Source organism: Cupriavidus sp. 94F1 (genome assembly GCF_057798875.1).
Genome location: NZ_JBYOJT010000001.1, coordinates 271,468 through 283,302, shown reverse-complemented (window position 1 = coordinate 283,302; position 11,835 = coordinate 271,468). Strand labels below are relative to the sequence as shown.

General features: G+C 63.7%; 12 protein-coding genes. 11 read left to right on the top strand and 1 reads right to left on the bottom strand.

Features of this window, described 5'->3' with window-relative positions; translation table 11 throughout:
- Nucleotides 1-10 precede the first annotated feature (10 nt).
- Nucleotides 11-487: a transcription elongation factor GreA gene (gene greA, locus AC3FJ6_RS01245; RefSeq protein WP_092594162.1), complete on the top strand. Its 477-nt coding sequence runs from the start codon at nucleotides 11-13 to the stop codon at nucleotides 485-487.
- 15 nt (nucleotides 488-502) lie between these two features.
- Nucleotides 503-1,006 carry a DUF4149 domain-containing protein gene (locus AC3FJ6_RS01240; protein ID WP_249641092.1) on the top strand — a complete coding sequence of 168 codons (504 nt, stop codon included), beginning with the start codon at nucleotides 503-505 and terminating at the stop codon, nucleotides 1,004-1,006.
- Between the two features lie 108 nt (nucleotides 1,007-1,114).
- On the opposite strand, the gene AC3FJ6_RS01235 is transcribed toward AC3FJ6_RS01240, so the two are convergent.
- Nucleotides 1,115-1,618, bottom strand: coding sequence for a YhbY family RNA-binding protein (locus AC3FJ6_RS01235; RefSeq protein ID WP_092594160.1), 504 nt, complete (start codon nucleotides 1,616-1,618; stop codon nucleotides 1,115-1,117).
- A gap of 160 nt (nucleotides 1,619-1,778) precedes the next feature.
- Here AC3FJ6_RS01235 and AC3FJ6_RS01230 point away from each other — a divergent pair, with 160 nt between their 5' ends.
- From AC3FJ6_RS01230 to phoU, 9 genes are all read left to right on the top strand, one after another.
- On the top strand, nucleotides 1,779-2,450 hold the full coding sequence (locus AC3FJ6_RS01230) for an RlmE family RNA methyltransferase (protein WP_153945337.1): 672 nt from the start codon (nucleotides 1,779-1,781) through the stop codon (nucleotides 2,448-2,450).
- 198 nt (nucleotides 2,451-2,648) lie between these two features.
- Nucleotides 2,649-4,550 carry an ATP-dependent zinc metalloprotease FtsH gene (gene ftsH, locus AC3FJ6_RS01225; protein WP_092594158.1) on the top strand — a complete coding sequence of 634 codons (1,902 nt, stop codon included), beginning with the start codon at nucleotides 2,649-2,651 and terminating at the stop codon, nucleotides 4,548-4,550.
- A gap of 115 nt (nucleotides 4,551-4,665) precedes the next feature.
- Nucleotides 4,666-5,535, top strand: a complete 870-nt coding sequence (folP, locus tag AC3FJ6_RS01220) for a dihydropteroate synthase (RefSeq protein WP_488770770.1) — start codon at nucleotides 4,666-4,668, stop codon at nucleotides 5,533-5,535.
- A gap of 4 nt (nucleotides 5,536-5,539) precedes the next feature.
- Nucleotides 5,540-6,886, top strand: coding sequence for a phosphoglucosamine mutase (gene glmM, locus AC3FJ6_RS01215; RefSeq protein ID WP_153945335.1), 1,347 nt, complete (start codon nucleotides 5,540-5,542; stop codon nucleotides 6,884-6,886).
- 311 nt (nucleotides 6,887-7,197) lie between these two features.
- On the top strand, nucleotides 7,198-8,229 hold the full coding sequence (pstS, locus tag AC3FJ6_RS01210; RefSeq protein ID WP_400391291.1) for a phosphate ABC transporter substrate-binding protein PstS: 1,032 nt from the start codon (nucleotides 7,198-7,200) through the stop codon (nucleotides 8,227-8,229).
- A gap of 130 nt (nucleotides 8,230-8,359) precedes the next feature.
- Nucleotides 8,360-9,325 carry a phosphate ABC transporter permease PstC gene (gene pstC, locus AC3FJ6_RS01205; protein WP_153945333.1) on the top strand — a complete coding sequence of 322 codons (966 nt, stop codon included), beginning with the start codon at nucleotides 8,360-8,362 and terminating at the stop codon, nucleotides 9,323-9,325.
- Complete coding sequence (gene pstA / locus AC3FJ6_RS01200; protein ID WP_488770396.1) at nucleotides 9,322-10,224, top strand: phosphate ABC transporter permease PstA; 903 nt, start codon at nucleotides 9,322-9,324, stop codon at nucleotides 10,222-10,224. The genes pstC and pstA overlap by 4 nt, the downstream gene beginning before the upstream one ends.
- Nucleotides 10,225-10,278: 54 nt before the next feature.
- Nucleotides 10,279-11,067, top strand: coding sequence for a phosphate ABC transporter ATP-binding protein PstB (pstB, locus tag AC3FJ6_RS01195; protein WP_061959259.1), 789 nt, complete (start codon nucleotides 10,279-10,281; stop codon nucleotides 11,065-11,067).
- 56 nt (nucleotides 11,068-11,123) lie between these two features.
- Nucleotides 11,124-11,828: a phosphate signaling complex protein PhoU gene (gene phoU / locus AC3FJ6_RS01190; protein WP_153945331.1), complete on the top strand. Its 705-nt coding sequence runs from the start codon at nucleotides 11,124-11,126 to the stop codon at nucleotides 11,826-11,828.
- The last annotated feature ends 7 nt before the right edge of the window (nucleotides 11,829-11,835 follow it).

Genomic DNA, 11,835 nt, shown 5'->3' with positions numbered 1-11,835 from the left:
TGAACGAGACATGAGCACCATTCCGATTACCAAGCGTGGCGCTGAACTCCTGAAGGAAGAGCTGCAGCGCCTCAAGGCCGTCGAACGTCCCGCGGTGATCAACGCCATCTCCGAGGCGCGTGCCCAGGGCGACCTGTCGGAAAACGCCGAATACGACGCCGCCAAGGAAAAGCAGGCCTTCATCGAAGGCCGTATCCAGGAGGTGGAGGCCAAGCTGTCCGCCGCCCAGGTTATCGACCCGACCCAGCTCGACACCGACGGCCGCATCGTCTTCGGCGCCACCGTGGACCTGGAAGACCTGGAATCGGGCAAGGCCGTGAGCTACCAGATCGTCGGCGACGACGAAGCCGACCTCGACAGCGGCAAGATTTCGGTCAGTTCCCCGATTGCACGCGCCCTGATCGGCAAGTTCGAGGGCGATGTCGCCACCGTGCTGGCCCCGGGCGGCGAACGCGAATACGAAGTCATCACCGTCCGTTACATCTGACGCGGCGGGGCACGGGTGTTCTCGTCTTCGTACTCGAATCTGCCGCCACTGCCGCACCGCATCTTCCTGCTGCTGACCGTGGTCTGGGCAGGCAGCTTGTGGACGGTGGGCTACATGGTGGCGCCCACGCTGTTCGCCGTGCTGCCCAGCCGCGAGACGGCGGGCATGATTGCCGGGCACCTGTTCCGCTATGAGGCGATCCTCGGGGTCACCGTCGGCGTGCTGCAACTGGTGCTGTGCAATGTGCTGATCCGCCGGGGCGCCGCGCGTTACCGCGCGCTGCGCTGGATCGTGCTGGCCATGCTGGTGTGCGTGCTGGCGGGCTATTTCGGCCTGCAGCCGTTCATGGAAGGGCTCAAGGTCAAGGCGCAGGCGATGAACCTGGGCGTGTCCGACTCGCCGTACAAGAGCCAGTTCGGCATGCTGCATGGCGTGTCGAGCGTGTTCTACCTGCTGCAAAGCCTGCTGGCGCTGGTGCTGGTGTGGCGGGCCAGTGCGCCACGCGGGGCGGGAGAGTAAGGCAGCGAGAACGTCCCGCGCGTTTCGGGGAATGAAAAAGGCGGCCATGGCCGCCTTTCTTGCTGTGTCAGGGAACCGATTGACCCGTGGCCAATCTGATTCTGCCGGTCAGCCCAGCGACTTCTTTTTCTGGCTGGTGGGCCGTGCGCGGGCTCGCTTGACGTTGCCAGCCTGCGTCACACGTTCATTGCCGAGCACCTTGACGGCGGTGCGGGGCGCGCGGCGCTGGGTCGAGCCGGTGGCCTTGCGGACCATGACGGTACGCGGCGCGGCGCCGGTACCGAGGCGACGGCGGGCAGCGCCCATGTCGTCCGGCTGGTTTTCCTTGAGGCGGGCAGGGCCCGGACGCCAGATGACGAGCAGCTTGCCGATATGCTGGATCGGCGCGGCGTCCAGTTCGTCGCAAATGGCGTCGTAAATGGCGATGCGCGTATCGCGTTCGTCACCGAATACCCGGATCTTGATCAGGTCGTGTGCCGCGAGGCTGCGGTCGATTTCGGCCAGGACGGCGGGGGTCAGGCCTTCCGCGCCGATCATGACCACGGGATTGAGGCCGTGGGCGCGCGAGCGCAGTTCGGAACGTTGGGCGGAGATCAGTTGTAGAGCGGGCATTGGAGCAGCAAATTTCGGATTGGCGCGTATTATCCGTCAACCCTGCAAAAAAAGGTCGCCGGCAGGCGGCAAAGATCACCAAATCGGGAGAAATACTGCGTCTCGGCCCTGAATTGTGGCCGTGCAGCCGGATTTTCCCGCCAGAAGGCAAGTCTCATTAATGGCCAAGGGCAAGAACAAGTTCAACCAGTCGTGGCTTCACGACCACATTAACGATCCCTATGTGAAGCTGGCGCAGCGGGAGGGCTATCGCGCCCGTGCGGCCTACAAGCTCAAGGAGATCGACGACCAGGACAAGCTGATCCAGCCCGGCTCGGTCATTGTCGACCTGGGCGCCGCGCCGGGCAGCTGGAGCCAGTATGCCCGCAACAAGCTGGCGGCGTCGCCCCGTGCACGGGACGGCAAGCCGGACGGTGCCGTGGTGGCCATCGATATCCTGCCGATGGAGCCCGTGGCCGATGTGACATTCATCCAGGGTGATTTCCGGGAGGAGGAAGTGTTCCGGGAACTCGAAAAGGTGGTGCTGGAGGCGTCCGGCGGGTCGAGAATCGACCTTGTTATCTCGGACATGGCCCCCAATTTGTCCGGTGTGGCGTCGGCGGATTCCGCGCGGATCGAGTATTTGTGTGATCTGGCGCTGGAATTTGCGCAGGCTCACCTGAAGCCCGAGGGGTCGTTGCTGGTCAAGTGTTTTCACGGGTCCGGCTACAGCCAGATCGTTGAGAAGTTCAAGCGTCAGTTCAAGGTTGTCGCCAAGCGCAAGCCCAAGGCGTCGCGCGACAAGTCTTCAGAAACCTTTATTCTTGGGCGTTACCTGAAATCAGTGGACTGACAGGATGCATGACGGTGTGCGGCCACCCCCACGAAAGCAGGGGTATCCGGGTTTGTGCCGGGCATTGTCCCGCTTGCCCGGATTGGACGGCTCGGGCACTATCAGGCTCATAGAATCAGATTTCCCTGTGGGGACGGGCGCTGCATTACAATGCAATGCAGCTATCCGTTGGCAAGGCAATTGCAAAGGAGTTCGGCCTTGAATAACAACCTGTTTCAAAAGGCGGCAATCTGGCTCGTGATCGCGCTGGTATTGTTCACCGTCTTCAAGCAGTTCGACAAACCACGCGCCCAGGACGGTGTCACCTATTCGCAGTTCATGGATGACGCCAAGAACGGCAAGGTGTCGCGCGTGGACGTGCAGGGCCGTAACCTGGTGGTCTCCCCGAAGGAAGGCGCCAAGTACACCATCATCTCGCCGGGTGATATCTGGATGGTCGGCGACCTGATGAAGTACGGCGTCCAGGTGACCGGCAAGGCCGATGACGAGCCGAACGTACTGGTCCAGGCGTTGTACTACCTGGGACCGACGTTGCTGATCATCGTCTTCTGGTTCTACATGATGCGGCAGATGCAGGGCGGCGGGAAAGGCGGTGCCTTCTCGTTCGGCAAGTCCCGTGCGCGGCTGATCGACGAGAACCAGAACGCGGTGACCTTCGCCGATGTGGCCGGTTGCGACGAGTCCAAGGAGGAAGTGGTCGAACTGGTCGACTTCCTGAAGGATCCGCAGAAATTCCAGAAGCTGGGCGGCCGCATTCCGCGTGGCGTGCTGCTGGTTGGCCCGCCGGGTACCGGCAAGACGCTGCTGGCGCGTGCCATCGCCGGCGAAGCCAAGGTGCCGTTCTTCAGCATCTCGGGTTCCGACTTCGTCGAAATGTTCGTCGGCGTGGGTGCTGCCCGCGTGCGCGATATGTTCGAGAACGCCAAGAAGCAGGCACCCTGCATCGTGTTCATCGACGAAATCGACGCGGTCGGCCGCCATCGTGGCGCCGGCATGGGCGGCGGTAACGACGAGCGCGAGCAGACGCTGAACCAGATGCTGGTCGAGATGGACGGCTTCGAAGCCAACTCGGGTGTGATCGTGATCGCCGCGACCAACCGTGCCGATGTGCTGGACAAGGCACTGCTGCGTCCGGGACGTTTCGACCGTCAGGTCTACGTGGGGTTGCCGGACATCCGCGGCCGCGAGCAGATCCTGAAGGTGCATATGCGCAAGGTGCCGATTGGCAACGACGTGGATGCATCGGTCATCGCGCGGGGTACCCCGGGCTTTTCGGGTGCCGACCTGGCCAACCTGGTCAATGAGGCTGCGCTGTTCGCCGCCCGCCGCAACAAGCGCGTGGTGGACATGCAGGACTTCGAGGACGCCAAGGACAAGATCTACATGGGTCCGGAGCGCAAGTCGACGGTCATGCGCGAAGAAGAGCGCAAGGCCACGGCTTACCACGAGTCCGGCCATGCGGTGGTTGCCAAGCTGCTGCCGAAGGCCGACCCGGTCCACAAGGTCACCATCATGCCGCGTGGCTGGGCGCTGGGCGTGACCTGGCAGCTGCCGGAGCACGACAAGTATTCGAAGTACAAGGACAACATGCTTGAGGAAATTGCGATCCTGTTCGGCGGACGTGCTGCCGAAGAGGTCTTCCTCAACGCCATGAGCACCGGTGCCTCGAACGACTTCGAACGCGCCACCAAGATCGCCCGCGACATGGTGACCCGTTTCGGCATGAGCGATTCGCTGGGTGCCATGGTTTACGTGGATACCGAGCAGGACGGCATGTTCGGCAAGCTGTCGTCGAAGACCGTATCGGAAGCCACGCAGCAGAAGGTCGATCTGGAAATCCGCACCATCATCGACGAGCAATACGCGCTGGCCAAGCGCCTGCTCGAAGAGAACCGCGACAAGGTCGAAGCCATGACCAACGCGCTGATGGAGTGGGAAACGATCGACGCCGATCAGGTGAACGACATCATGGCCGGCAAGCCGCCGCGCCCGCCGCGTGGCCTGCAGGGTCCGAGCGGTGGCGGCAGCACGCCGCCGGGTGGTTCGCCCGTAGCCCCGACCAATGCGCCTGCCACGGCGCGCGTCGACGATACGGTGTAATTGGGCTGCACCGCCGCGTAACAGACCGTTTGCAACGGTTCCAAACGCAGCGGATTCTGATAGCCTCCGAAGCCGGTGCCTGGTGCGCCGGCTTTTTGTTTTTCAGGTGGACATCTTGCCGACTGAGTTCTTCCAGTGCGGGCGTTATCGATTTGCCCGCAATCGCCGCCCGCTGGTAATGGGCATCCTCAATGTGACCCCCGATTCGTTCTCGGATGGTGGCCAGCACGCCTCGCGCGACGCGGCGCTGCGCCATGCCGAGCAGATGATTGCCGAGGGTGTCGACCTGATCGACATCGGCGGGGAATCGAGCCGGCCGGGATCGGCGGCATTGCCCCTGGATCAGGAGCTCGACCGCGTCATGCCGATCGTGGAGGCGCTGGCCGGTTGCGGCAAACCGTTGTCCATCGACACGTACAAGCCCGAGGTGATGCGGGCCGCACTGGCGGGCGGAGCCGATTTGATCAACGATATCTGGGGCTTCCGCATGCCCGGCGCCGTCGAGGCGGTGTCGGCGGGGCAGGCGGCGCTGTGCGTGATGCACATGCAGCGCGATCCCCAGACCATGCAGGAAGACCCGCAGTACGCCGACGTGGTGGCGGAAGTGGCGGATTTCCTGCGCGAGCGGGTGTCAACCCTGCGTGCGGCGGGCGTGGACGATTCGCGCATGTCGCTCGATCCGGGATTTGGATTTGGCAAGACGCCGGATCATAATCTGCGCCTGCTCGGGCAAATGCCAAGGCTGGCAATCGACGGGCTGCCGATCCTGGCCGGGCTGTCGCGCAAATCGACGCTGGGCGCCATCGTCGGCGGCAAGCCGCCGCAGGGCCGGGTGGCGGCCAGCATTGCTGCGGCGGTCTGCGCCGCAGAGAAAGGCGCATATATCGTGCGCGTGCATGACGTAGAACAAACCGTGGACGCCCTCAAGGTCTGGTGGGCGATCCGCCATGAGTCAGTTGTCCCGCAGGGGCAGCAAGGAGAATGATCAAATGACACGCAAGTATTTCGGGACGGATGGCGTACGAGGCAGGGTTGGCGAGGTGCCGATCACGCCGGATGTGGTGATGCGGCTGGGCTATGCCGCCGGCAAGGTGCTGGCGCTGGGGCAAAAGACGTCGCAAGGCCGGCCGACCGTGCTGATCGGCAAGGACACGCGGGTCTCGGGCTACATGCTCGAAGCCGCGCTGGAGGCCGGTTTCACGGCCGCGGGCGTCAACGTGCGCCTGACGGGGCCGTTGCCGACGCCTGCCATCGCCTACCTGACGCGCGCGCTGCGCCTGGCGGCCGGGGTGGTGATTTCGGCCAGCCACAATCCCTACTACGACAACGGCATCAAGTTCTTTTCGGCCTCGGGCGACAAGCTGCCCGATGAGGTGGAGGCGAAGATCGAGTCGCTGCTGGAAGAGCCGATGATGTGCGTGCGCTCGGAGGATCTGGGCCGCGCCAAGCGTATCGACGATGCTGCCGGCCGCTATATCGAGTTCTGCAAGAGCACGTTTCCCTATGAGCAGGACCTGCACGGGCTGCGCGTCGTGGTGGACTGCGCGCATGGCGCGGCTTACCACATCGCACCGCATGTGTTCCATGAGCTCGGCGCCGAGGTGATTCCGATCGGCAATCAGCCGGATGGGCGAAACATCAACGCGGGCTATGGCGCGACCGCGCCCGAAAAGCTCGTCGAAGCGGTGCGCGCCCATCGTGCGGACGTCGGCCTGGCGTTCGACGGTGACGCTGACCGCCTGCAGGTGGTGGACGCGCAGGGCCGGCTCTACAACGGCGACGAGCTGCTGTACCTGATCGTGCGCGACCGTCAGGCGTCCGGCCAGAAGGTCGAGGGCGCGGTTGGTACGCTGATGACCAACATGGCCGTGGAACTGGCGCTCAAGCGGCTGGGCGTCGATTTCGTTCGCGCCAAGGTCGGCGACCGCTACGTGCTGGAGGAACTGAAGAAGCGCGGCTGGCAGCTCGGCGGCGAGGGGTCGGGCCACCTTTTGTGTCTGGATCGGCACACAACGGGCGACGGCATCGTGTCCGCGCTGCAGGTACTGGCCGCGCTGCGCCGTAGCGGCAAGACGCTGGCGGAACTGCTGGACGGCGTGCATCTGTTCCCGCAAACGCTGATCAACGTCCGTGTCGAGAAGGGCTTCGACTGGCAGAGCCACGCCGGCCTGAAGGCGGCGCGCGACCAGATCGAGCCTGAACTCGAAGGCCGTGGCCGCGTGCTGATTCGCGCTTCGGGCACCGAGCCGGTGGTGCGGGTGATGGTGGAGGCCGAACAGGTGGAGACCGCCGAGCGCGCCGCACAGACGCTGGCCGACGCATTGCGCGCCGCCTGATCCTCACGCGGGGTCCCGGCGACCCCTTGCACCTCATCGACGCCACGGCCCTCGGTCCGTGGCGTTTGCTTTTTCTCTTTTTATGCAATTAACCGACATAGGGTTCGCCGCGATGTGATGCAAACGTTACCGTTAGAGGAGTGGCGATTAAAGCACGGGGAGAAGGCGGTTTCGTGACGGGTGGGGAATATCGGCCTGTTGGCGGGGTCTTTGAAGAAGATTTCGGGATGTCATGGAACTGTCATACAAGCAGCATACAGTTCGCCTTGTCAAAAATTTGTCATTCCCAACCAATGTTCTCTGGAGGACATATGAAGCTGGTCAAGACTGCCGTGGCAGGCATCGTGTCGATTGTGGTGGCGGGTACTGCGTTCGCGGCGGAAATTACCGGTGCAGGCGCTTCTTTCCCGGCGCCCGTGTATTCCAAGTGGGCTGACGCCTACCAAAAAGCGACGGGTAACAAGGTCAACTATCAATCCATCGGTTCGTCGGGCGGCATCAAGCAGATCAACGCCAAGACGGTCGATTTCGGCGCTTCGGATGCGCCCCTGAAGGACGACGAACTGGCCAAGGGCAACCTGATCCAGTTCCCGACCGTGATCGGCGGCGTGGTGCCCGTGATCAACCTGCAAGGCGTGAAGCCGGGCGAGCTGACCATCACCGGCGACGTGCTGGCCAACATCTACCTGGGCAAGATCAAGAAGTGGGACGATCCCGCGATCAAGGCCCTGAACCCGAAGGCCAAGCTGCCGAGCCAGGACATCCTGCCGGTGCGCCGCGCCGACGGCTCGGGTACGACGTTCATCTTCACGAACTACCTGTCGAAGGTCAGCAATGACTGGAAGAGCTCGGTAGGCGAGGGCACGACCGTGAACTGGCCGGGTGGCGGCACGGGCGGCAAGGGCAACGAAGGCGTGGCCGCTTTCGTGCAGCGTCTGAATGGCGCGATCGGCTATGTCGAGTACGCCTATGCCAAGCAGAACAAGATGACGTACCTGACGATGAAGAACGCGGCAGGCGAAGTGGTGCAGCCGAGCGACGACGCCTTCAAGGCCGCCGCTGCCGGTGCCGACTGGAACAAGACGTTCTACCAGATCCTGACGAACCAGCCGGGCAAGGGCGCATGGCCGATCGCTGGCGCGACGTTCATCCTGGTCCACAAGAACCAGGAAAAGCCGGCCCAGGGCCAGGAAGTGCTGAAGTTCTTCGACTGGGCCTACAAGAGCGGCGGTGCCATGGCTTCGGACCTGGACTATGTGCCGCTGCCGGACGCCGTGGCCAACCAGATCCGCGCGACCTGGAAGCAGAGCATCAAGGACGGTTCGGGCAAGGCCCTGTACTAAGCTGTTGCTGTACTGAAGTACGGCCCGGCACGCAAGCGCGGACCGCCCCATGGCGGAACGGGCGCGGCGTGACGGGGCCGCGGTGGCCCTGGCGCCACCGCGGCACATGTTCCACCTACCGATTCCCATCATGGCGACTACGTCCGATCTTCCAGCCGTCCGGCCTCCCAGCCGCCTTGGCGACATCCTGTTCGGTGGCCTGACCCGCGGCGCCGCCATCGTCACCCTGCTGCTGCTCGGCGGCATCATCGTGTCGCTCGCCATCAGCGCATGGCCATCGATCAAGCAGTTCGGCCTGTCGTTCCTGTGGACCGCCGAATGGGATCCGCCCGCCGACGTGTACGGCGCGCTCGTACCGATCTACGGCACGCTGGTGACCTCGCTGATCGCTCTCATCATCGCCGTGCCGGTCAGCTTCGGCATCGCCCTGTTTCTCACCGAGCTGTCGCCCGTGTGGCTGCGCCGGCCGCTCGGCACCGCCATCGAGCTGCTCGCCGCAGTGCCGTCCATCGTCTACGGCATGTGGGGCCTGCTCGTGTTCGCGCCGATCTTCGGCGAGTATTTCCAGAAGCCGCTCGCCAATACGGTGGGGCAGGTGCCGGTGATCGGCAAGCTGTTCCAGGGCGCGCCGCTGGGGATCGGCCTGCTGTGCGCGGGCGTGATCCTGGCGATCATGATCATCCCTTACATTGCCTCGGTGATGCGCGACGTGTTCGAAGTCACGCCCGTGCTGCTCAAGGAGTCCGCCTACGGCATCGGCTGCACCACGTGGGAAGTGATGTGGCGCGTGGTGCTGCCCTATACGCGTGCCGGTGTGATCGGCGGCGTCATGCTGGGCCTGGGCCGCGCGCTGGGCGAAACCATGGCCGTCACGTTCGTGATCGGCAACACCAACCTGCTCGACAGCGCGTCGCTGTTCTCGCCGGGCAACAGCATCACCTCCGCGCTGGCGAACGAATTCGCCGAAGCCGGTGCCGGCCTGCACACCGCCGCGCTGATGGAACTGGGCCTGATCCTCTTTTTCATCACCTTCGTGGTGCTGGCCCTGTCCAAGATCCTGCTGCTGCGTCTTGCAAAGAATGAGGGTGGCAAATGAACCAAGTCAGTCAAGCCGTGTCCACGTCATCCATTCCCGCCGTCCGTCCCGATTCCGAAGCGGTCCGCACCCGGCTCCAGAGTGCCCGCCGTCGTACCAACGCCCTCGCCCTGACGGCTTCGCTGGGCGCCATGGGGTTCGGCCTCTTCTGGCTCGCGTGGATTCTCTGGACCACCATCTCGCTGGGCGTGGGCGGCCTGTCGCTGGACCTGTTCACGCAGATGACGCCGGCGCCGAACACCGCCGGCGGTGGCCTGGCGAATGCCATCTTCGGCAGCTTCGTGCTGGTGGGCGTGGCGACGCTGGTCGGTACGCCGCTGGGCATCCTGGCTGGCATCTACCTGGCCGAATATGGCCAGAAATCGCCCCTGGCCTCGTTCACCCGCTTTATCAACGACATCCTGCTGTCGGCCCCGTCGATCGTGATCGGCCTGTTCGTCTACGCGCTGGTGGTGACCCGCATGGGCCACTTCTCGGGCTGGGCCGGCGTGTGTGCGCTGGCACTGCTGCAGATCCCGATCGTGGTCCGCACCACCGAGAACATGCTGAACCTGGTGCCGAACGCGCTGCGTGAAGCGGCGGTGGCCCTGGGCACGCCGAAGTGGAAGATGGTGATGTCGATCACGGTCAAGTCGTCGTACGCTGGCATCGTGACCGGCGTGCTGCTGGCCGTGGCCCGTATTGCCGGCGAAACCGCGCCGCTGCTGTTCACCGCGCTGTCCAACCAGTTCTGGAGCGCCGACCTGAACAAGCCGATGGCCAACCTGCCCGTGACGATTTTCCGGTTCGCCATGAGCCCGTTCACCGAATGGCAGCAACTGGCCTGGGCCGGCGTGTTCCTGATTACCGTCGGGGTGCTGGCGCTGAACATCGTGGCACGCGTCCTGTTCAAGAAATAAGCGGCGCCACGCACAACGCCTGACCTGACTACCGAATTCAAGCGAGACATCAGCATGACCTCTACCGTCATCGATATTCCCGATACCGTGCGCGCCAAGATCGACGTGCGGAACCTGAACTTCTACTACAACCAGTTCCACGCGCTGAAGAACATCAACATGTCGATCCCGGACCGCAAGGTCACGGCGTTCATCGGCCCGTCGGGCTGCGGCAAGTCGACGCTGCTGCGCACGTTCAACAAGATGTTCGCGCTGTACCCGGAGCAACGCGCCGAGGGCGAGATCAACATGGACGGCGAGAACCTGCTGACGAGCAAGCAGGACATTTCGCTGCTGCGCGCCAAGGTGGGCATGGTGTTCCAGAAGCCGACGCCGTTCCCGATGTCGATCTATGACAATATCGCCTTCGGGGTGCGCCTGTTCGAAAAGCTGTCACGCTCGGAAATGGACGACCGCGTGGAGTGGGCGCTGTCGAAGGCCGCGCTGTGGAACGAGGCCAAGGACAAGCTGCACCAGTCGGGCTACGGCCTGTCGGGCGGCCAGCAGCAGCGCCTGTGCATCGCGCGCGGCATTGCCATCCGCCCCGAAGTGCTGCTGCTCGACGAGCCGTGCTCGGCGCTCGACCCGATTTCCACGGGCCGCATCGAGGAACTGATCGCCGAACTGAAGGACGAGTACACGGTGGTGATCGTCACCCACAACATGCAGCAGGCCGCGCGCTGCTCGGACTATACCGCCTACATGTACCTTGGCGAGCTGATCGAGTTCGGCGAGACCGAGAAGATCTTCATCAAGCCGCACCGCAAGGAAACCGAAGACTACATTACCGGCCGCTTCGGTTGATCCGCAACGGCATTGCAGGACAATCCAGCATACGGACAAGCGGCCAGGAGAACACCATGACTGACAAGCACCTGTCGACCCAGTTCGACGCCGACCTCAACGCGATCAACACCAAGCTGCTGCAGATGGGCGGCCTGGTGGAGTCGCAGATCGAACTGGCCATGCGCGCGCTGGCCGACTTCGACGGTGACCTGGCCGACCAGGTCATGGCCCGCGAGCAGCAGCTGAACGCGCTCGAAGTGGAGATCGATGCGGACTGCGGCAACATCATCGCGCGCCGCCAGCCCACCGCCCGCGACCTGCGCCTGGTGATGGCGATCTCCAAGACGATCACCAACCTCGAACGCGCCGGCGACGAGGCCGAGAAGATCGCCAAGCGGACCAAGCACATCATGGAAGATGCGGCCGCGCACAACATCAATTACGCCGAGGTGAAGCTGTCCGGCGAGATGGCCATCAACCTGTTGCGCCAGGCGCTGGACGCGTTCGCCCGCCTGGACACCGTGGCGGCGGCCCGCATCGTCAAGGACGACAAGGCCATCGACGAGGAATTCCGCGCCTTCGTGCGCAAGCTGATCACCTACATGATGGAAGACCCGCGCACGATCTCGGTGGCGCTGGACTTCCTGTTCATCGCCAAGGCCGTCGAGCGGATCGGCGACCACGCGAAGAACATTGCAGAATTCATCATCTACATAGTGAAGGGCACGGACGTACGCCATGTCTCACGCGAAGACATGGAGCGCGAAGCGTTGAGCTGAATGACGC